At 38.6% G+C, this 20,675-nt stretch carries 20 protein-coding genes and 1 riboswitch; of the genes, 3 read left to right on the top strand and 17 right to left on the bottom strand.

The window, feature by feature from the left end:
- Nucleotides 1-127: 127 nt before the first annotated feature.
- The 11 genes from KHA96_RS13705 to KHA96_RS13655 form a co-directional block, all read right to left on the bottom strand.
- On the bottom strand, nucleotides 128-1,327 hold the full coding sequence (locus KHA96_RS13705) for a PDZ domain-containing protein (RefSeq protein ID WP_213129816.1): 1,200 nt from the start codon (nucleotides 1,325-1,327) through the stop codon (nucleotides 128-130).
- 184 nt (nucleotides 1,328-1,511) lie between these two features.
- Entirely contained in the window at nucleotides 1,512-2,966 is a 1,455-nt protein-coding gene (locus KHA96_RS13700) for a S41 family peptidase (RefSeq protein WP_213129815.1), read from the bottom strand.
- Between the two features lie 579 nt (nucleotides 2,967-3,545).
- Nucleotides 3,546-4,844, bottom strand: a complete 1,299-nt coding sequence (locus KHA96_RS13695) for an O-acetylhomoserine aminocarboxypropyltransferase/cysteine synthase family protein (RefSeq protein WP_213129814.1) — start codon at nucleotides 4,842-4,844, stop codon at nucleotides 3,546-3,548.
- Nucleotides 4,845-4,948: 104 nt separating this feature from the next.
- Nucleotides 4,949-5,062: riboswitch (SAM riboswitch) on the bottom strand.
- 89 nt (nucleotides 5,063-5,151) lie between these two features.
- Nucleotides 5,152-5,757 (bottom strand): redoxin domain-containing protein, encoded by a 606-nt coding sequence (locus KHA96_RS13690; protein WP_213129813.1) that lies wholly within the window; start codon nucleotides 5,755-5,757, stop codon nucleotides 5,152-5,154.
- On the bottom strand, nucleotides 5,750-6,280 hold the full coding sequence (locus KHA96_RS13685; protein WP_213129812.1) for a hypothetical protein: 531 nt from the start codon (nucleotides 6,278-6,280) through the stop codon (nucleotides 5,750-5,752). Before KHA96_RS13685 ends, KHA96_RS13690 begins: the two co-directional genes overlap by 8 nt.
- Nucleotides 6,281-6,567: 287 nt before the next feature.
- Nucleotides 6,568-8,022: a cardiolipin synthase gene (gene cls / locus KHA96_RS13680; RefSeq protein WP_213129811.1), complete on the bottom strand. Its 1,455-nt coding sequence runs from the start codon at nucleotides 8,020-8,022 to the stop codon at nucleotides 6,568-6,570.
- 153 nt (nucleotides 8,023-8,175) lie between these two features.
- The gene (locus KHA96_RS13675; protein WP_213129810.1) at nucleotides 8,176-9,501 is read right to left on the bottom strand and encodes a murein hydrolase activator EnvC family protein; all 1,326 of its coding nucleotides are present in this window, start codon (nucleotides 9,499-9,501) and stop codon (nucleotides 8,176-8,178) included.
- Between the two features lie 75 nt (nucleotides 9,502-9,576).
- Nucleotides 9,577-10,464, bottom strand: a complete 888-nt coding sequence (gene ftsX, locus KHA96_RS13670) for a permease-like cell division protein FtsX (protein ID WP_213129809.1) — start codon at nucleotides 10,462-10,464, stop codon at nucleotides 9,577-9,579.
- A complete protein-coding gene (gene ftsE, locus KHA96_RS13665) occupies nucleotides 10,454-11,140 on the bottom strand; it encodes a cell division ATP-binding protein FtsE (protein WP_213129808.1) in 687 nt (228 codons plus the stop codon). The genes ftsX and ftsE overlap by 11 nt, the downstream gene beginning before the upstream one ends.
- Before the next feature lie 352 nt (nucleotides 11,141-11,492).
- Nucleotides 11,493-12,293: a hypothetical protein gene (locus KHA96_RS13660; RefSeq protein WP_213129807.1), complete on the bottom strand. Its 801-nt coding sequence runs from the start codon at nucleotides 12,291-12,293 to the stop codon at nucleotides 11,493-11,495.
- Nucleotides 12,294-12,411: 118 nt separating this feature from the next.
- Nucleotides 12,412-12,894, bottom strand: coding sequence for an Hsp20/alpha crystallin family protein (locus KHA96_RS13655; RefSeq protein ID WP_213129806.1), 483 nt, complete (start codon nucleotides 12,892-12,894; stop codon nucleotides 12,412-12,414).
- Nucleotides 12,895-12,967: 73 nt separating this feature from the next.
- Between KHA96_RS13655 and KHA96_RS13650 the strand changes: the two genes are divergently transcribed.
- The gene (locus KHA96_RS13650; RefSeq protein ID WP_213129805.1) at nucleotides 12,968-13,204 is read left to right on the top strand and encodes a hypothetical protein; all 237 of its coding nucleotides are present in this window, start codon (nucleotides 12,968-12,970) and stop codon (nucleotides 13,202-13,204) included.
- 165 nt (nucleotides 13,205-13,369) lie between these two features.
- Here KHA96_RS13650 and cccB read toward each other — a convergent pair whose 3' ends face one another.
- Entirely contained in the window at nucleotides 13,370-13,705 is a 336-nt protein-coding gene (cccB, locus tag KHA96_RS13645) for a cytochrome c551 (RefSeq protein ID WP_213129804.1), read from the bottom strand.
- A 258-nt stretch (nucleotides 13,706-13,963) separates the two neighbouring features.
- Here cccB and KHA96_RS13640 point away from each other — a divergent pair, with 258 nt between their 5' ends.
- Nucleotides 13,964-14,425 carry a hypothetical protein gene (locus KHA96_RS13640; protein ID WP_213129803.1) on the top strand — a complete coding sequence of 154 codons (462 nt, stop codon included), beginning with the start codon at nucleotides 13,964-13,966 and terminating at the stop codon, nucleotides 14,423-14,425.
- A 12-nt stretch (nucleotides 14,426-14,437) separates the two neighbouring features.
- Nucleotides 14,438-14,674 carry a hypothetical protein gene (locus KHA96_RS13635; RefSeq protein ID WP_213129802.1) on the top strand — a complete coding sequence of 79 codons (237 nt, stop codon included), beginning with the start codon at nucleotides 14,438-14,440 and terminating at the stop codon, nucleotides 14,672-14,674.
- 48 nt (nucleotides 14,675-14,722) lie between these two features.
- On the opposite strand, the gene KHA96_RS13630 is transcribed toward KHA96_RS13635, so the two are convergent.
- The 5 genes from KHA96_RS13630 to KHA96_RS13610 all read right to left on the bottom strand — a co-directional run bounded on the left by KHA96_RS13630 (nucleotide 14,723) and on the right by KHA96_RS13610 (nucleotide 20,659).
- Nucleotides 14,723-15,631 carry a nuclease-related domain-containing protein gene (locus KHA96_RS13630; RefSeq protein ID WP_213129801.1) on the bottom strand — a complete coding sequence of 303 codons (909 nt, stop codon included), beginning with the start codon at nucleotides 15,629-15,631 and terminating at the stop codon, nucleotides 14,723-14,725.
- Between the two features lie 109 nt (nucleotides 15,632-15,740).
- Nucleotides 15,741-16,839, bottom strand: a protein-coding gene (prfB, locus tag KHA96_RS13625) for a peptide chain release factor 2 (protein WP_213129800.1) whose coding sequence is annotated in 2 segments (ribosomal slippage) — nucleotides 15,741-16,766 and nucleotides 16,768-16,839 — 1,098 coding nt in all. Because the reading frame shifts where the segments join, the coding sequence is not laid out codon by codon here.
- A gap of 53 nt (nucleotides 16,840-16,892) precedes the next feature.
- On the bottom strand, nucleotides 16,893-19,406 hold the full coding sequence (secA, locus tag KHA96_RS13620; protein ID WP_213129799.1) for a preprotein translocase subunit SecA: 2,514 nt from the start codon (nucleotides 19,404-19,406) through the stop codon (nucleotides 16,893-16,895).
- Nucleotides 19,407-19,562: 156 nt separating this feature from the next.
- Nucleotides 19,563-20,096 carry a chromate transporter gene (locus tag KHA96_RS13615; RefSeq protein ID WP_213129798.1) on the bottom strand — a complete coding sequence of 178 codons (534 nt, stop codon included), beginning with the start codon at nucleotides 20,094-20,096 and terminating at the stop codon, nucleotides 19,563-19,565.
- Nucleotides 20,093-20,659: a chromate transporter gene (locus tag KHA96_RS13610; protein WP_213129797.1), complete on the bottom strand. Its 567-nt coding sequence runs from the start codon at nucleotides 20,657-20,659 to the stop codon at nucleotides 20,093-20,095. The genes KHA96_RS13615 and KHA96_RS13610 overlap by 4 nt, the downstream gene beginning before the upstream one ends.
- Between the last annotated feature and the right edge of the window lie 16 nt (nucleotides 20,660-20,675).

Below are 20,675 nucleotides of genomic sequence, written 5' to 3'. Positions count from 1 at the left end.
TGGCGCCTGTCCCTGGACATGCAAGGTAAATCGGAATTCCTTATCCAAGAAGTTTACTTGCACCTAGATGTTGGAGCTGTAGCCGGACAAAAAAATCCTACTTCAAATGAAGTAGGATTTCTAGCCATTAAACAGCTTTTGCAGATTTTTGCATGTCTCTTTTTTCGATAAACAAAATACCGAGCTCATGGTGGTCACCTTCGTAAAGTGCTCGTTGCACAAGACGAATCTCCCCATTTTTATCAAAAACCTCAAGCTTGCAATACGCACGATTTTTTAATAAAGCTTCATACAATTCTTGTTTATTACGCACTTTCATATTATTGCACGTTTGAATAATTTCTCCCTTTATTAAACCCATCTTATCTGCCGGAGATCCCGGAAGCACATCTAGTACCATGATACCGCTATTTCTCGGTGTAAAATAATATAACGCAGACCCTTCACGCACTCTGTGGAGATAAGCAATTAATAATCTTCCAACTATCGCTATGATGGCCGTGATCACCGGAATATAATCTGGTAATAAAAAACTGATGGAGGCCGCGGCAGTGACGATTATTCCAAGACTAAGCACTTGCTTCCCTAATCTTTTCACGACATTTCCAGGCAGGGTCGTTTGAATTTGCTGTTGGAAGCCCATTAAGATTGGAACTAAAATGAGCGAATAAGTGTCTGTGCCCCAGTGGATGACTGGCCACCACTCGAATGGTGGACTAATTTGGCCGACTGGAAGGAAAAGAAAAACTGGCAATAGCCACAATCTTTTCGTCTGAAGTGCCCCTATCGTCAACCCTCTTCTGCTTTGTCGCAGTTTAGGAGACACGTCCTTTAGACCATTTTTCAACATCAGGATTCCTTCAGTCATGATGAGAATGCCTAGTAATATAGCAGCCCCCATAAAGAAGCTGGAATCTATTGATTTAAAGGTATTTTCAAAGTAGGGAATGTCTAAGCTAAAATAACTGGCGATGAATACAAACAATACGGTCAGTCCAATTGTAAGGGCTGGTGATAAAAACCTTGCATTCCCAACTAAACCTAATAAAAATGTCGCTATGGCAATGACCGCAATGATTGGAAATGGAATAGTCATACCTATTGAAACGAACAATAATGAAACAATCAGCCCCGCTATAATCCCCGCAGGAAATAGATACCGCAATTCATGAAAAAGGCTATTCACCCTCACATGAAAATCGCGACGCTCCCTTTTGACTCGGAGATATCCTGCAGTTAAAGCAAGTAGCACTGAGAAGTATAAGATAGGATGAAGAAACAATCTACCAATTCCCTTTGCGATTTCAAGCAACCACGTTTCTGCCATACTGCCACATCCTTTTTCCGAAAAAATACTGTTACTTACTATTCTATCAGAACAGTCGGGAAAAAAGGACAAAAATTTAGAAAAGCGGAAACACCTGATGTCGACATACAACTTCAGGCCCTTGGACTTATTCCCGGGGCCTGAAGTTTTCTAATCGTAGGCGCTCTCCGCTTTATACTAATATTTATTTTTGAAAAGTTTTTAATGCAACTTGTAATTGTAAATCATTTTTTTCATTTTGAATGGCTTTTACGATTTCAGCTTCTAATTTTCCAGCAGTCTCTATATCTATTTTACCAGTTACAGGCATCTTGCTAATTGATTGGAAGGCTTTGACCGCCCTTTCCGTTTGTTCATCAAAATAACCATCCTGTCTGCCTGTTCCGTACCCTAAAGCCAAAAGCATTTCTTGAGCAATCGTTACATTTTCGTTATTCATGTCGAGAGCGAGTGTTTCATCCAGCTGTAATGAATGAGCATGAAAATAAGCAGGCTGCTCCACTTCAATCGTCGGCTTTATTCCTTTTCCATGGATCCAATTTCCATCAGGTGTTAACCATTTAAACATCGTCAATTTAATATTGCTATTATCATCTAATGGCAGCGCCTGCTGAACAGTTCCTTTTCCAAAGGTTTTCTTTCCGACAAGTGTATATCCTTCTATTTCTTTCAATGCTCCAGCAAGTATTTCAGAAGCAGAAGCACTTCCTTCGTCAATTAGAACGGTAATCGGATATGGCAACTTTTCTTTAAGACCGGTATACAGCGGATTTCTTTTTCCTGATCGCTCCTCAATTTGAACGTAAGGCTTAGAATCAGTCACAATTTGAAACAAGATATCTTCCACACTTGAAAGCATTCCGCCCGGGTTGCCACGCACATCAATAATCAATCCAGACATATTTTGCTCCTCAAGCTTCTGCAGTTCCGCTGTAAAATCTTTTGCTGTATGCTGTGCAAAAGAAGTAATTTGTATATAGCCAATATGTTTATCAGAACTTTTTTTCATGTCAGCAAAAACAGTTAGAAGAGGCACTTTGTCCCTCGTTATTTCTACTGATATTGGTTTGGTCAATTCACTTCTAACGATCTCAAGTTTGACTGCCGTTCCTTTTTTCCCGCGAATTTTTTTAGATGCCTCATATAAATCAAGACCCTCAACTGTTTCCCCATCAATACTAATGATTCGGTCTCTTGCTCTTAGCCCAGCTTTTTCGGCAGGCGAGTTTTTAATGGGCGAAATAATGATAAGCTTGCCTTCCTGAATAGCAATCTGTGCGCCAATTCCATCAAAGGATGAGTCGAAGCTATCATTAAATCTCTCGGATGTCTCTTCATCCATGTAAACAGAATATGGATCTTGCAAGGTTCCTACCATTCCTTGAATGGCTCCTTGTATAAGTTGGCGTTCGCTTACATTCTCTACATACGATTTTCGAATCAATTCAAAAGCATCCGCCACTTTTCCCATCCCGGAAATCATTTCCCTTTCAGTTGCAGCCTCTTGTTCCGACCCTGCTTTTTCCTTGCTAAAATCCATCGTTCCCGGCGGCAATATCCATAATAAACTAGCATATGTACCACCCGCACCCAATAATAAGGAGCAGATTGAAATGATGACTAGCCACCTATTCTTCATGTTTTTCCTCCTCCGCCGCTCATGCAAAATGCCATTGCATTCTCAAGGTTTTTTCCATACATCCTATGTTGCAAGAGGACAAGTTATGTGCAAAACATAAAGCGGAACGGTTATTTAGAATTTTTTAAAGACACGAAGGAAAGTAATGGAACAGGAAATGAAAGAATAACTAGAGATAGAAAATGATCGAAAAGGGTAAAGCTGTCGTTACTTGGTGGAACTAGAGACAGGAAACGACTGAAATAGAGATTACTGTCTTCAGTTGATAGAACTGGAGACAAGAAACGATTCAAACAGAAGTTGCTGTCTTCAGTTGCTAGAACTAAGGACAAGAAACTATGAAAAAGGGTATTGCTGTCCTCAGTTGGTGAAACTCGAGACAAAGAACGATTGAAACATAGAATAGTGTCCTTAGTTAGAGATTAATGATCTAAGCGTATGACTTTATCGTCAAAAGGTAGTGGAGGTAGTTGTTCAATTCCAAAAAGAACACCAATAGAAGTTTCATGCTTGCCCCACTATCCACAACTAAAATAAACAAAAGAACTGAGAATCATTATTCTCAGTCCTCTTAATCTCTTATTTTACTGAAGTAGCAGCTACTGCTTTTTCAATAGCTTGCTCAAGGTCGGCAGTGATGTCTTCAATTGCTTCCAGACCTACCGCTAAGCGAATTAACTCTTCTGTTACACCGGCCAATTTCAATTCTTCAGCACTTAACTGTTGATGCGTCGTGGACGCTGGGTGGATAATTAATGATTTTGCGTCTCCAACGTTGGCAACATGTGAGAATAGCTTCACGTTATCAATAATTGCTCTTCCTGCTTCACGACCACCTTTAATCCCAAATACGATAATTGCTCCCGCACCTTTAGGGAAGTACTTTTTCGTAAGTTCATATGATGGATGGTTCTCTAATCCAGGATAGGAAACCCACTCAACCGCATCGTGTTCCTGTAAGTATTTTGCTACTGCTTTTGTATTGGCAATATGTTTTTCCATACGAAGATGCAACGTTTCCAAGCCTTGTAAGAAAATAAAGGCATTATCAGGACTTAAGCAAGGGCCGAAATCACGAAGCAGCTGCACTCTTAACTTCGTAGCGAACGCCGCACCCGGAACATCGATCCCATAACGGAGTCCGTGATACGTAGTATCTGGCTCAATAAAATCAGGGAATTTTTCGTTATTCCAATCAAATTTACCACTGTCTACAACGACTCCGCCAATAGCAGTTCCATGGCCGCCAATCCATTTAGTAGCTGAATGGACAACGATATCTGCTCCCCACTCTATTGGTCTACTTAAAACAGGAGTAGCAAAAGTGCTATCAACAATTAATGGGATGCTATTATCATGGGCAATGTTTGCAACAGCTTCAACATCTAAAATATGAAGACTTGGATTCCCAATCACTTCAGCAAATAGTGCTTTTGTTTTAGGAGTAATCGCTTTTCTAAAATTTTCAGGATCTTTCGGATCAACAAATTTCACATTAATTCCATACTTCGGAAGTGAAACAGCAAACAAATTAAACGTACCGCCATATAGGTCTGTAGCAGCAATAATTTCATCGCCAGCTCGCGCAATGTTCAAGATTGAGAAGGCAATCGCAGCCATGCCGGAAGATAAAGCAACCGCAGCCGTTCCTCCTTCAAGTTCGGCAACGCGCTTTTCAAATACGTCTACAGTAGGGTTCATTATTCGGGAATAAATATTACCAGCCACTTCTAAACCGAATAATTTTTGTGCGTGCTCAGTATTTTCAAAAACATAAGAAGTTGTTCTATAAACTGGAACTGCACGTGCACCAGTTTCATCCGGCGCTTGCCCTCCGTGAAGTAAAACCGTTTCTTGTTTGTAATTTTCTTGACTCATTTTTTCCAGCCTCCTAATATTTGATTTTGTTGATTTGAAAACTTGGTTTAAAAATAAACTAAAAACCCTCTTCTATAAGAAGAGGGCTTATAATTAGTTTCCTCCCCTTATCTACCAGATCGATTTCGATCCGTAGGAATTAGCACCTTTTCAGATATCATAATCTGAAGGTTGCCGGGCATCGCAGGGCCTATTCCCTCCGCCGCTCTTGATAAGAGTAATCATTTTATTCATTTTTAAATTTTCTATAAACTCTTGAAAACTAGTATATAGTAATGGGATTCGAAAAGTCAATACATTTTTCTACTTACTTTAAATTCTTTACAAGCTTTTCCATCATTTCTTCATCCATTGGACCTAAAATTTTCTGTTGAACGACTCCATTCGTACCAATCAAAAAACTAGTTGGAATTGGAATAATTCTATACAGATCACCAACTTCTCCCTTTTCATCCAATGGGACATGAAATGTAAGCCCGTATTCCTCAATAAACTTCCTTACCTTTTCCGAAGCATTGCCGCCACGTTCGGCAGCCGTCAAATTAACCGCAATGATTTCTACATTCAATTTTTCAGCATTCTTTTTATAAAAATTCTCCATATGCGGCATTTCTGCTCTACATGGAGGACACCATGTTGCCCAAAAATTCAATATAACTTTCTTGCCATTAAAATCGGAAAGCCTTATCTTATCACCTTCAAGCGTCATGAGTTCAAAATCCGGAGGAATATCTCCTTCCGTCAATCCTTCGTTTAATACACTTGAATTTTCTCCCTCAACAGCAGAATCAATATAGTACGTCTCTTGCTCAACCGTATTATGTTTCTTCGCTCGAGTATCCTGTACAATATTTACGATTAAAATACCTGCTAATAAAGCAACTAGCGATAAGCCAAAGATTTTTTTAGTCAAGGTTCGGCCTCCTTATTTTTGCAAGCAGGCTCAATGTAATAACAATTATTACATATACAGCCATAGGCAATGATAGCAACTGATTTTGTAAGGAATAAAGAACTGCCAGTACTCCAATGTATAATATCATAATTTGGAGTTGCCAAATCCACTGTTTTTCCTTTAAAAAGGACAATATTATGACTAGAATTCCAATGATCAATTGAATAAGAAGCCAAATAAGAGATTTCTGTGAAACATATGCAAAAACAATCTCATATATAACAATAAATAGAAGCCAAGCCTGAATAAATTGCTCTATTCTTACTTCATTATGCTTCATATAAAAATACGTATACACAATGCCCGCTGCTATTCCAATCCAAAACCCCTTCATTCCTCCATTAAAATAAAGAATGGAAAGTGGATTGGTTACGATCATTTTGAATTGAAAAAGGATGACACTTAATTTCCAAGTAATGATAAAAATAAAGACGACATTCCCATACCAATTAGCGGTTTCTTTCATTTTTCGAATAGACAACAAAGCTCCTATTATTAAAAAGGCCACTAATATAGAGAGCCATGTCCCCGGGAATGATAATGTTCCTATCGTATACCAAGTCAAAATTGATTCAACTCATTTCTATAATAAACAATGAGGCCTTGGTTGAATTGCCTCATATTTTTAATGGGCTTTGGCTAATACACGTTGGTCATCAATATTCGGCAGGGAGTCATGTTCTTAGCTTATATTCCTACCTCTCTTAAAACTTAAAAAGTACTTTCCCGACCTGCCACAATAGCAGTAAGGAATTTTGCCGAATTTATTTACAAAATGGGCGAAAGCAGACGTGAAAGAGATTCCTTAAACCGGATAAATGATGAACGATTTTGATATTCTTCTAAAGTTAATTCTCGTGAATGTTTAATATCATTACCATAAATATCAACAAGCTTTTCGACTAAGATTTCATCGTACAAAAACGCATTAACCTCAAAATTCAACTTAAAACTGCGTACATCAATATTTGCTGTTCCGACCGTAGCAATTTTCCCATCTGCTACCATCGTTTTTGCATGGATAAATCCATTTTCGTATATATACACTTTTGCACCCGTTCTTAATAGTTGACCTACGTTCGACAAAGTTGCCCAATAGACAAATGGGTGATCCGGTTTATTTGGAATCATTAATCGTACATCCACTCCCGATAAGGCAGCAATTTTTATCGCATCCAGTACACTCGCATCTGGAATAAAATACGGGGTTTGAATATATATATATTTCTTAGCCGACGTGATTAACTTCAACATTCCATATTTAATCTGTTCCCACTCTGAATCGGGTCCACTTGAAACAATTTGTACATCCGTTACTCCTACAGCTTCAATCTCTGGAAAAAGCCTGTCTTCATACATAACTTTTGTTGAAGAGGCTTGGTTCCAATCGAGAATAAACCGAGTTTGCATCGCATAAACGGCTTTTCCACAAATTCTCAAATGAGTATCACGCCAATAGCCAAATCTTTTATTTAAACCTAAATACTCATCCCCAATATTAAAGCCGCCAGTATAGCCAATTTCACCATCAATAATAGCTAGCTTTCGATGATTGCGGAAGTTAACTTGAAGGTTGAGATGGGGCAATACAGCCGGAAAAAACACACTTACTTTCCCACCAGCTTCAATTAGCGGCCTAAAAAATTTCCGAGGAAGCCGCCTTGAACCCATCGCGTCGTATAAAAACTTTACTTCAACTCCCTCTTTCGCCTTTTTCGTGAGAGTATCTAGTAATTCCTTGCCTAACCGATCATTGCGAACGATATAATACACGATATGTATATGATCCTTTGCGGAAATAATATCATTTAATAGAGAACGAAATTTATGTTCGCCGTCAGTAAAAATGTCAACGTGATTATCCTGTGTGAGTACGGCTCTATCATTAACGAGCAACATATAAATTAAATCTTTATATTGGGAAGTTCTATTATCATTGAACATAAACTCCCCTTTTTGCAGCAGCTCTATTTGATATTTTGTAATTTCCATTATCCCAATCTTGTTTTTGTCTCTCCATTCAAAGATCTTCTTTCGGCTTAAATTTTGGCCGAAAATTAAATATAGAACAAAGCCCGCGACTGGAACAAAAAATAACACGAGCAGCCAAGCCCATGTGGCGCCTGCATCTCGTCTTTCGAGAAATACGACAAAACCGGCCAAAATAATATTTAAAAGCAGGAAAATGCTTAATAAAACTGCCATGATTGACGTAATCGTCATATAAAAGCCCCTCGCATTATCTAGTCATTTGTCAATTTCCTATATTTTAGCATATTTACCAATATGAAAGTATTAAACGCATCCGATCAGCAATTAAAAAAACCGCATTTGAGAAATCTCTTTCCCAATGCGGTAAATTTGATTGTTAAATATTTATTTTAAGAATGGCATCGGATTTACTCCACCACGATAACTCCATCCTCCATGATGAACTTCGAAATGTAAATGACTTCCGTGCGAATCCCCTGTATTCCCCATTAAACCTATTTGCTGGCCAGAGCTAACATTTTGCCCCGATGATACTTGTATTTTTGACATATGAGCATATACAGTAGTTAAATTAAGTTGTGGATGATAAATGTAAACAACGTTGCCATAACTTGACGAATAGTGCGAAATAGTTACAACACCCGAGGCAGCAGCATGAATAGGCGTACCCGTTGAGTTGGCAATATCAATTCCTAAATGGTATCCATATTGGGGTCTTCCTCCGTAACCGGATGATAATCTTCCTGATGCTGGCCAATTCAATACCCCACTACCGCCACTACTCACATTAGAGTTTGACGAAGAAGATTCATGACTTGGAGAAGGCGATGAACCTTGACTATTAGATTGTTGTTGCTGTTCCCGAGCTCTTCTCGCTTCTTCCTCTGCTTTCTGTTTTTCACGTGCTATCCTTGCTTTCTCTTCAGCAATTCTTGCTTTTTCTTTTGATATCGCTTGTTGAATGATAGTTTCTTGGGCTTTCAACACTTGGGCTTGTTCTTCCAAAGACATCTTTTCACTTTCGAGATGTTTTTTCTGTGCGGCTAATTCCTTCATAATTTGAGCTTTTTTAGCATTTTGATTTTTCAATTCTACCTTAAGTGATTCTAATTCGTTAAGCATATCATTTAAATTAGCAAGCTCTGTTTCTACTTTTTCTTGATTCGATTCTAGCTTTGCTTTATCTGCCTTTTGTTCCACAATGATTTCTTTATCGGCATTTACAAGAGTTGAGACAACTGAAACACGATCGATAAAGTCTCCGAAACTCTCAGCTCCTAGTAAAACATCGATAAATTTAACAGAACCGCCATTTTGTTGAATATTTCTCGCACGCTCTCTAAGCAAATCATTTCTTTTTTCAATTCGAACTTTTAATTCTTCAATTTCTTTTTTTAATTTCTCGATTTCCGCTTTTGTGTCTTCAATTTGCTTTTGCTTTTCAGTTATTTTCTGATCTGTATCGGCAATTTGTAACTCGAGCTGTTTCATTTCAGCTTCTAGCTCACCTTGACGATCACCGATCTCTGTAATTTTATTATCTTTTTCGTTGATAGATTGATTAACATTTGATCGTTTATTGATAATATCTGACTGCTGATTTTGTAAATCATTAAGGTCTGCTGCTGAAGCACCATTAACATTTGTTAAAATGCCTCCAAACCCTAATGATACTGCTAGCGTAATCGAGAGTACTGAACGTCTTTTCAAGAATAGTTCCCCTTTCTCCCTCTTGCTTCACTCTTTCTATCTATGAGATAGAGCTTATATACAATGGTAATAGTTTCACACTTTCAAGAATCGTCTTACGGAGATGAAACTGCCCCAACCGCCAATGATGATTCCAATTAGAAGCATGAGCAGGCTAACTTCATAAACGAATGGCGTGTACTCAAGAGGCTGAATTAATTGTCGTGGTATTCGCATTTCCATAAAGTCGTATGCATAATAGTAACCTGTAGCAACAACTGCAATTGGTAAAATAGAGCCAAGTATCCCTAACCACATTCCTTCAAATAGAAACGGCCAGCGAATAAACCAATTTGTTGCTCCTACTAGTTTCATAATTTCAATTTCTCGCCTTCTAGCAAAAATAGTAATTTTTATCGTGTTTGAAATTAGAAACATAGCCGTAAACAAGAGCCCAATAATAAGTACTAATCCGATGTTCCGACTCGTTTTTAAAACTTGAAACAATCTATCGACTTTCTTTTCACCATACTCAGCAGAGTTTACAAATTCCATTTTACGAATTTGTTGTGCAACGATAGGAGTATCTGCAGGTTTTTTCGTTTTTACGATAAATACATCGTGTAGCGGATTTTCCTGCTCTTCGATAAAATTCCACTCTTTTCCCATCGTTTGTATTAAATGATTAAGTTCATCTTCCTTTGAAGAAAATTCCACTGATTCTACTAGATCTAGTTTTTTTATTTTTTCTCCTAATGCTTCCTGATCTTTTTTCTTCGCCGTTAACTCAATATGGGTTCTAATTTCCACATCTTGTTCAAGGTCGCTGGCAAATTTATTCATATTCATCAAAATGACGAAGAAAACTCCAACTAATAGTAATGTAACAGTGACAGCACTAACCGAGGCAAACGTCATCCAGCCATTTCGACGTAAACTTTTGAAACTTTCTCGAAGATGGCGTCGAAGTGTTCTAGCCTTCATATCCGTAATCCCCCCGCTGTTCGTCGCGGACAATTCTTCCGCTTTCAATAGCCACAACTCTATGTTTAATTGTATTTACAATCTCTTTATTATGAGTTGCCATAATAATCGTTGTACCCTTCATGTTGATATCTTTTAATAGACTCATAATCTCCCATGAAGTATCTGGATCTAAGTTACCCGTAGGCTCGTCCGCTATAACAAGTTTTGGATTATTGACAATTGATCTTGCAATTGAGACACGTTGCTGCTCGCCTCCAGAAAGTTCGGTAGGTAGCATACGAATCTTATGCTTTAGTCCAACCATTGCCAGTACGTCCATCACTCTTTTTCTAATATCTTTAGGGCGCTGTTCAATAACTTCAAGTGCAAACGCTACATTTTCAAACACAGTTAGTGTCGGAAGAAGCCTAAAGTCCTGAAATACAACACCTATATTTCTACGCAAAAAAGGGACATTCCGATTTTTAAGCTTAGATAAATCGATCCCATTCACTTTGATTTGTCCTGAAGTAGGCTTTTCTTCCCTATACATCAGCTTAATGAAAGTAGATTTACCCGCTCCGCTTGGACCAACGACATATATAAATTCCCCTTGGTTAATGCGGATGTTCAATCCATTAACAGCAGTTATGCCGTTCGAGTATTTTTTTACTACATCCTGCATTTCAATCATGTCATCACCTGGTTCCTAAACCAACTTTTTATAGCCAAATTGTCCTAAATTTGGAAACTCTTAAAGACAAAAAATGTGGTTTACTTAGTAGTTTTTCTGTTTTTTCGCTAAAATTTATATGTATTACGAAAAAAACCGCTGCGTTCTGTCGCTTGCTGGCGAAAAATGAACCCAAACCTATTATAACATCAGATATTAATATGTTAAGGGAAAATTATATTACAGTTTCATTTCATTTTTTTCTTCCCACTGAATAATTTTTCCTTTTTACTAGTTATGAAGGAATAGGAGGAAGTTACCATTAACGTCAAAAAAAAACAAAATGCGAAAGCTTGATTTCGCGTTTTGTTTTTTAATCGTTGTCATCTACGACTTCTATCGGGATTTCTGTGAAAGTTTCATTATCATACGAAGCTTCCTCACTACCCGATGATTCACTAAAAGTTTGCTCCCCATTCATACTGGAAGACTCTTCTTCGCCCATACCAAATTCTTTTTTCATCCCTTTGAATTCATTCATATCCTCTTTTAGTTGGTCAGAAAGTTCCTTAGGGAGCACTTCTTTGCCGTATGTTGCTCCAATGTTTAAAGCACCGCTCAACTCTTTAATGCCTAACTGAGCAAAATTATTATTTTGTTCGTATTTATCTAAATAAAACTTATCGATATGAATTTCTTTAATTACCATTGCCTTTTCTTGAGGCAAATTTTCTGTGGATTTCATGTTTTCTTCTTGCAATCTTGAAAGCTGTTCTTCCATTAAATTAAGTCTACTTGTCAGTTCCATTTGCGATTGATGAATCTGTGTAACATTTTTTTCAAGCTCTCCAATTTGTTTGTCCATTTTGTGAACAGCTTTTAAAAAAAGAGTTGTTTTCTTAGCTGTTTCCATAATGCTAGCTTCTTCACGAATCTTTTCCTTATCCTTTTCTTTTGTTGTCGCTTTTCTCACCGGAGTTTTTGTTGTTAGTTTTTCCTTTTTTTCTAAAATTCCCTTTTTTAAAAGTGGCGTTATTTCCTCTTCCCATTTCAAAATCCTTTTAATATGCACTTCAATTGCATTTAATCTTTTCTGTTTTTTTTCGAGCTCTGCTATTTTGTCTATTATAATTTCATGATTTTGTTTTTGGTTGAATAATCCTTTTATAGGCATGTGTATTCCCCGCAATTATATTTTTACAGATGAGCACTTTTCAGATAGTGGCGAACATAAGAGCGATTTTAGTATGTTTCATTCCTCAAGTTGGCAGAATTGATATATCTAAAAAAAGCTAATCGATGGATACCCTTTCTTCCTGGAAATAATTTCGTTTGTATATTAATGTTAAAAGTCCATTTTGCAGTTTTGCTCTAATTTGATTTGAATAGGTAGGTTCTGGCAATTCTATGATCCGTTGAAACTGACCTTCATTTCTTTCCTGGTGAACGGGCTGACCGATAATAATCGGCGTAGATGTCCCTTTGAGCAGCAGCTTGTTTCCAGAAACGGATATTTGAAGATTTTCCTTTTCATAGCCCGCTAGTTCGGCTATAACGACGACTTCAGTTTCCGTTATGTAAATATCAATTTTCGGAAAAGTGGTGGGATTTTGCGGTTGGTTCGTTTTTTCTGATGGAGAGGGACCTTCACTCATATCCATGGACTCATTCATAAATTGGCCAAAAGAGGATTGATTCATCATATTATTCCAAAAATCACCTGTTTGATATTTTTGTGCGAGTTCCATCCATTGCTTTAATTTATCAAAATCCATAGGCGATCCCTCCTTTTCAGCATCATAAAACCAATCATTTTGAATATAGTTCGTTAAGAGGAGGTGGACTCCATTGGCTAGTGCTATTAACATTAATATTTATGTATTGAAAATTAATTCCTTTGAAAATGCTTCTGCAGTAAATATAGGCCAAAACTTATTAGCCGATTGGAATAACTATGATAAAAAAACACAGGGCTTCGGACAAAATTTAGGAGATGATGCCGGCTTCATTGCTACAAAAAGCGCCGTCGATGATCGGGACTTGATCGATAGTCCCGCTTCTTTTCAAAAAATCCCTTTACGATAAGCAGTGGGCGGTTGGTGTCTTGAGGTAAGCAGCCAATGTGGGGTTTACCGTCCCCAAGATGACACTCCAAAGATTCAAAGAGTACAAATTCTGCTACGGTTGTGCGGTGTGAAGAAATTTATGCGATGAAAAAAGGATGCGGTTAAGATATCGCATCCTTTAAAATTATTTTTTCTCAGATAACCAAGTAGCCACTTTATCAGCGTCATCGCCTTTTATGATATTACCAGGCATTCCGGGTCTACCTTCTTCAATCACTTTTAAAATTTCATCCTTTGATAGCTGGGATCCAATGTGAGCCAATTCAGGACCATTTCGACCTTCAAGATTTTCACCATGACAAGAAATACAGTTTTTCTTCACAATCGCTTCAGCATCATTTGTGGCGGTTTCACCACCATTATTGTTATTATTGTTGTTTGCATTATTTCCGCCACCACATGCTGCGAGTCCAAGAGCTAACGTAATACCCATGCACAACCCAAGTATCTTTTTCTTCAAGTTAAAACACTCCTTTCAATAATTTTAGTATACCAACAATCGATATTTTTAAAACAGATTGAGTCGCTCACAAACATTGCCACAAATGGAAAAATTGCTTTATAACCCTTATATGCTATGGGTTCCTGCATTTGTTGCAAATGTGTGAATAACAATATTGGATATTTATCGGCAAACAAATGGTAGTTGATCAATTCGATGCATACATGACTCTTGGGCGGAGCGTTGTGACAAAATTAGCTTGTCCTGGGCGTATGCTTGCGTGCTGTATTTGTGACAATTCAACTTGGTACTGAGCGTATCCGACTCTTGCGTGCTGTATTTGTGACAAATCAACTTGGTACTGAGCGTATCCGACTTTTGCGCGCTGCATTTGTAACAAATCAACTTGGTACTGAGCGTATTCGACTCTTGCGCACTGCATTTGTGACAAATCAACTTGGTACTGAGCGTATCCGACTCTTGCGCGCTGTATTTGTGACAAATCAACTTGGTACTGAGCGCATCCGACTCTTCCACGCTGCATTTGTGACAATTCAACTTGGTTCTGAGCGTATCCGACTCTTGCGCACTGCATTTGTAACAAATCAACTCGGTACTGAGCGCATCCGACTCTTGCGCGCTGTATTTGTGACAAATCAACTCGGTACTGAGCGCATCCGACTCTTGCGCGCTGTATTTGTAACAAATCAACTTGGTTCTGAGCGTATCCGATGTTAGTGCGCTGTATTTGTGACAAATCAACTTGGTTCTGAGCGCATCCGATGTTTGTGCACTGTATTTGTAAAAAATCAACTGGGTACTGAGCGTATCCGAGGTTTGCGCGCTGTATTTGTGACAAACCAACTTGGTTCTGAGCGTATCCGAGGTTTGCGCGCTGCATTTGTGACAAATCAACTTGGTACTGAGCGCATCCGACTCTTGCGCGCTGCATTTGTGACAAATCAACTTGGTACTGAGCATATCTGATGATTGCGCGCTGTATTTGTAAATAATGATTTCTCTTGTCAAACGGTGTTATTTACTTGTTTTTTCATAGTAGGAAGCTTTTCCATTGTACTTAAGGGTGTACTGTTTTAATAATATGTTTCGAATTGTGTTTCTTGTTCTTATCCCATTACACCAATCAAGAATATTACTTATCGTAATTTTTCGTTCTGGAAAAAGAAGTGTATATTCATCGACACTACGTAAAATTGCTGAAGAGATATTTTCTATCGTCCCACAATTTTTACAAAATAAAGCCATCTTTTTGCTCTCGAGATTAAATGAATGGCAATGGGTACATGTTATTCCTTTACGCAGGTCGTTGTAACTATATTTTGGTAATATTGTACGAGGGGATACATTTTTATGGAGATAGATTAGTTTCTTCGCTAATCTCATATGATATTCATTTACTTTTATTGGATTTTTATCGAGTTTATTGAAAAAACGATTTAATTGGGCGGGATATTTTATTGGTAGATTTCTTGGAGCATTATATAAGTGGAAATTAGGATTAACAAAGATGATATAAGCTTCGATTGGGATATTAAAGCCGTGGTCCTGAAGTAGGCGCTGTAAAAGTGATTCAGTTCTTTCCAATTGATTTACTGGGTTTGGGACTACATCACCATTAATGTAGTACCATTTATCACCTTCTATATAATAGTCTCCTTCGTGGTTTTTGATTTCAAATAGCATTGGTTTTTGGGTTATTAGGAATGAATCGATTTGAAAGTTGGTATTATTACTTTCTAGCTGTAAATCGTTGAGCACTAACCATTCTTTCGATAATTTTTCCACTCTGTCATCAAAAAGCAGCTCACCTTCATAGCCTTTTTCATCTCTCATCAGTCGGGCAGCTTCCTCTGCTGATAACACCTTCCTTCTATTTAAAATCCTAGACACTTTCAACGGCAAACTTTCAACTCTCGGTTTCATTTTCCACATCCTCTTTTATGTAATATCTTAATTGTAGGAAATGCTTACCAACTTTACAAGCTTCCAAAATAAAAAGCAGCCGCACAATACGTACGGCCACTTCCATCCATTATATTCTCGATCTTAAAAATGCATTGATAAAAATATCAATATCGCCATCGGTTACTGCATGAACGTTTCCAACCTCGGTGTTCGTCCGGTGGTCTTTTACCATTGAATACGGGTGAAAAACGTATGAGCGAATTTGACTTCCCCAGCCAATTTCTTTTTGTACTCCGCGAATTTCGGCTAATTCTTTTTCTTTTTGTTCAATTTCACGCTGATAAAGTTTAGCCTTCAGCATATTCATTGCTTGTTCACGGTTTTTAATTTGCGATCTTTCGTTCTGACATGTTACAACCGTGCCTGTAGGAATATGGGTAATCCGGACAGCAGAATCTGTTGTATTAACGTGCTGTCCACCAGCTCCACTAGAACGGTACGTATCGACTTTTAAATCTTCAGTTCGAATATCAATTTCAATATCATCCGTAAACTCTGGCATGACATCGCAGGAAACGAATGATGTATGCCTGCGGCCTGAAGAGTCAAAAGGTGATATACGAACGAGACGATGCACGCCTTTTTCAGCTTTTAAATAGCCATAGGCATTATGGCCTTTAATTAATAGCGTAACGCTTTTAATCCCAGCTTCATCACCCGCCAAGTAGTCGAGTGTTTCTACTTTAAAACCTTTTTTCTCCGCCCAGCGAGTGTACATACGTAATAGGATAGAACCCCAATCTTGGGATTCCGTTCCACCTGCACCAGGGTGAAGCTCAAGAATGGCATTATTTTTATCATAGGGCTCACTTAATAAAAGCTGTAACTCAAAATCATTTAAACGTCCGATAAGTTCGTGCAGCTCTGATTGGAGGTCGTTTTCTAATTCTGGATCATTTTCTTCTTTTACGAGTTCGTGAGTGAGCTCGAGATTTTCTTGAGTTTCAAGCAATTCTTTGTACTCACCGACGAGATCTTTCAGCGAATTTGCTTCATTGATTACTGTTTGGGCTGACTGTTGATCGTCCCAAAATCCAGGTTCCAGCATTCTTTCTTCCAACTCTGCAATTCGTGTCTCCTTTTCTTCTAAGTCAAAGAGACCCCCTGAAATCGGCTAGACGATTAGCCGTTTTTTCTAGTTCCATTCTTACTTCAAATAATTCCATTTACAACCACCTCAAAATTTGGGATTTCTTAGATGACCTTTTTCTATATAAAACTACGCCAATCTTCCATGGCAGTTCTTATATTTTTTTCCGCTTCCACATGGGCAAGGGGCATTCCGTCCGATACTTTCTTCTTTCCGAACCGGCTTTCTTTTTACTTCTCCGCCTTCTTCTTTCGGGTTTACAGCTTGACCTTTTGCAACTTCCTCACGCTCCAAGTTGTGGCGAATTTCCGCCTTCATAACGTATTTGGCAGTATCTTCCTCGATCGCTGTAACCATGCTTTCAAACATCGCAAACCCTTCAGCTTGATATTCTCTCAGCGGATCAATTTGACCGTATGCACGCAAATGAATACCTTGTCTTAGCTGTTCCATTGCATCAATATGGTCAATCCACTTTGAATCGACGGAACGCAGTAAAATAACTTTTTCAAACTCACGCATTTGCTCCGGTGACAAATACTCTTCTTTTTGATCATAGCGAATTTTTACCTTTTCAAAAATGAAGTCAGTCATTTCTTCTGGATCTTTTCGCTTTAAATCATCTGCAGTAATATCTCCTTCTGGAAGTAAAGTGGCATTTACATAATCAATAATACCTTGTAAATTCCATTGTTCCTCTTCTTCATGCGAAGGGGTATGGGCAGAAACGGCGCGACCAATAACTGAAGCAATCATTTTCTCGACGATGTCACGAAGATTTTCCGATTCCATTACATCATTTCGCTGCTGATAAATAATCTCACGTTGTTGACGTAAAACATCATCATATTGAAGTAGTTGTTTCCGAGCATCAAAGTTATTACCTTCAACACGCTTCTGTGCAGATTCGACCGCTTTGGAAACCATTCGGCTTTGAATCGGCTGAGAATCATCCATTCCAAGTTTTTGCATCATGTTTTTCATATTGTCTGATCCGAATCGTCTCATTAATTCGTCTTCCATAGACAAATAAAATTGCGTGATCCCTGGATCTCCTTGACGACCAGAACGTCCTCTTAACTGATTATCAATCCTTCGTGATTCATGTCGTTCTGTACCGATAACCGCTAATCCGCCCAGCTCTTTTACGCCGTCTCCCAATTTAATATCAGTACCGCGGCCAGCCATGTTTGTCGCGATCGTAACAGCGCCTTGTTGTCCTGCTTCTACAATAATATCCGCTTCACGACCGTGGTTCTTCGCATTCAATACATTATGCTTTACGCCTTTTTTTAATAAAAGCGTTGAAATAAGCTCCGATGTTTCAATTGCGACTGTACCAACAAGAACGGGTTGGCCAAGACGGTGGCGTTCGGCTATATCTTCTACAACTGCACGAAATTTCCCATCCATAGATGAATAAATTAAGTCCGCACGGTCATCCCTCGTAATCGGTTTGTTCGTAGGAATTGCAATAACTCGCATATTATAAATATTACGGAATTCTTCTTCCTCCGTTTTGGCAGTACCTGTCATCCCTGCGAGTTTTTCATACATCCGGAAGTAGTTCTGGAATGTAATAGTAGCCATCGTCATCGATTCATTTTGAATTTCGACGCCTTCTTTCGCTTCAATGGCTTGATGGAGCCCATCACTGAAACGGCGCCCTTTCATAAGGCGACCTGTAAATTGGTCAACGATGATGATTTCGCCTTCTTGGACAACATAATCTACATCGAGATGCATGCTTGCATGTGCTTTCAACGCTTGGTTTAGATGGTGATTTAATGTCACATGTGAAATATCGAAAAGGTTATCGATTTTAAAGGCGCGTTCAGCTTTATTAATCCCCTCTTCTGTTAACTGAACCCCTTTAGTTTTTTCATCATACGTATAATCTTCTTCTTTTTTTAGCATGTAGACGAAAGAATTGGCTTGCAAATACAATTGTGTTGATTTTTGAGCTTGCCCCGAAATAATTAATGGTGTTCTCGCTTCGTCAATTAAAATCGAGTCAACCTCGTCAATAACCGCATAGTGGAGAGGTCTTTGTACCCTTTGCTCTGCATAAAGAACCATATTATCACGAAGGTAGTCAAACCCAAACTCGTTATTAGTACCATACGTAATATCTGCTGCATATGCTTCTTGTTTTTCTTCTTTGGACATACTATTTAAATTAAGACCGACTGTCAGTCCTAAAAACTGATAAAGTTCTCCCATTTCCGTGGCATCACGATTCGCTAAGTATTCGTTTACTGTTACGACGTGCACGCCTTTACCAGTAAGCGCATTTAAATAAACAGGCATCGTAGCCGTCAGCGTTTTACCTTCCCCAGTCTTCATTTCAGCGATGTTTCCTTCGTGGAGGGTAGCTCCCCCCATAAGCTGAACTGGATAAGGATAAAGACCCAGCACACGACGTGCGCCTTCACGAACAACCGCAAACGCCTCTACTAAAAGACTATCAAGTGTTTCCCCTTTTTGATATCTTTCCTGAAATTCTGCAGTTTTATCGCGTAATTCATCATCCGATTTATTTTCCATTTCTGATTCGAATGCTTGGATGCTTTCCGCGAACTTTTCCAAGCGCTTTATTTCCCGTGTATTAGGATCAAATAATTTATTTAAAAATGCAACCATATATAACGCTCCCTTACAAATAAAATTCAGGCAAAAATAAAATACAGGATACGTTGCATGAATGTAGCTCAAAATAACTATATCTGCTTACTAATCTTAACACTATCGGCTTTTCATGACAACAAACGCATTGCCTGAGGATCGATTCCTATTTTTTTACAGGAAGATGGCCCCGTAGACAAGTGCCCCCCCAATGACATAAGCAGGATGGATTTTCCACTTTTCTAATAATAATAGACTTGCAATCCCGATAATAGTGGTGTGGAGATATCCTGCACCTCCCGACGAAATCGAGTTGACGAAAAAATTCACAGTCATGATGCCGAGTAAGACAGCAATTGCAGGTCTGACAAGCTGCGTCATTTTTTTTACTTGAGGAGAATGTTTATATTTTAGTAAAAGACCGAGCAACATAATCATGAGTATCATAGATGGGGCTACTGTTGCAAATAGTGCGACGGCAGCTCCGAGCACACCTGCCTGTTGATAGCCAATATATCCTGCCATTTTTGTCGCGATTGGGCCTGGGAGTGCATTCCCAAGAGCAAGCACTTCACTGAATTCGTGAACAGTGAGCCATCCATACGTCCCTACTACTTCATTTTCAATGAGAGGGATGGAAGATGGCCCTCCCCCATAGCCAAGAATTCCTGGAATAAAAAATGCAAGGAAAATTTGCCAGTAAATCATGATTGGCCTCTCCTTTCTTGCTTATCCTTCTTCCTACTCCCTAAAACAATTGCTGCAGTAAGAAGAGCGGCGATTAAAATTCCTGGATGAATATGAAGAAACTCCAATACGATCACACTCGTCAGAATAAGGATGGTACCCCAGAGCCATCCGAGCGTTTTCTTCGATTTTACGATAAAGTCCCAAGCTAATACACCGAGCAATACACCTGCTACAGGCAATACAGCTTTAGACATTCCTGCCACCCAAGGCTTATCCTTATGGGCTGTTAAAAGGGTCAAAAATAAGATCATTAATACGACGGTTGGAATCGAGGTCGCAAATAAAGCATTCATCATTCCCCAAAATCCACCGACTCTCCATCCGATGTAGCCGGCCATTTTCGTATTGATCGGTCCTGGTAATGCATTGGCAAGCGCTAAAACATCAGAAAATTCTTCGTCGTTCATCCATTTATATATAAGAACAACTTCTCTGTGAACGAGGGGAATCGCTGACGGCCCTCCTCCAAAACCAAGCATGCCTGAACGAAAAAATGCAATAAAAATATCTTTTTGTTTCATGATAAAACCGCCTTTA

Origin of the sequence: Bacillus sp. FJAT-49711, assembly GCF_018343715.1 — a bacterium.
Taxonomy (GTDB): Bacteria; Bacillota; Bacilli; order Bacillales; family Bacillaceae_C; genus Lederbergia.
This window is presented reverse-complemented; position numbering and strand designations above follow the sequence as displayed.

What these genes read in the sequence shown, in the direction of transcription:
- cls (WP_213129811.1), bottom strand. Translation starts at nt 8,022, where the DNA reads ATGACGATTACGTCAATCATGGCAGTTTTATTAAGCATTTTCCTGCTT.
- KHA96_RS13705 (WP_213129816.1), bottom strand. Translation starts at nt 1,327, where the DNA reads ATGGCAGAAACGTGGTTGCTTGAAATCGCAAAGGGAATTGGTAGATTG.
- KHA96_RS13700 (WP_213129815.1), bottom strand. Translation starts at nt 2,966, where the DNA reads ATGAAGAATAGGTGGCTAGTCATCATTTCAATCTGCTCCTTATTATTG.
- ftsX (WP_213129809.1), bottom strand. Translation starts at nt 10,464, where the DNA reads ATGAAGGCTAGAACACTTCGACGCCATCTTCGAGAAAGTTTCAAAAGT.
- KHA96_RS13660 (WP_213129807.1), bottom strand. Translation starts at nt 12,293, where the DNA reads ATGCCTATAAAAGGATTATTCAACCAAAAACAAAATCATGAAATTATA.
- KHA96_RS13630 (WP_213129801.1), bottom strand. Translation starts at nt 15,631, where the DNA reads ATGAAACCGAGAGTTGAAAGTTTGCCGTTGAAAGTGTCTAGGATTTTA.
- KHA96_RS13615 (WP_213129798.1), bottom strand. Translation starts at nt 20,096, where the DNA reads ATGATTTACTGGCAAATTTTCCTTGCATTTTTTATTCCAGGAATTCTT.
- KHA96_RS13695 (WP_213129814.1), bottom strand. Translation starts at nt 4,844, where the DNA reads ATGAGTCAAGAAAATTACAAACAAGAAACGGTTTTACTTCACGGAGGG.
- ftsE (WP_213129808.1), bottom strand. Translation starts at nt 11,140, where the DNA reads ATGATTGAAATGCAGGATGTAGTAAAAAAATACTCGAACGGCATAACT.
- secA (WP_213129799.1), bottom strand. Translation starts at nt 19,406, where the DNA reads ATGGTTGCATTTTTAAATAAATTATTTGATCCTAATACACGGGAAATA.
- KHA96_RS13610 (WP_213129797.1), bottom strand. Translation starts at nt 20,659, where the DNA reads ATGAAACAAAAAGATATTTTTATTGCATTTTTTCGTTCAGGCATGCTT.
- KHA96_RS13655 (WP_213129806.1), bottom strand. Translation starts at nt 12,894, where the DNA reads ATGGATTTTGATAAATTAAAGCAATGGATGGAACTCGCACAAAAATAT.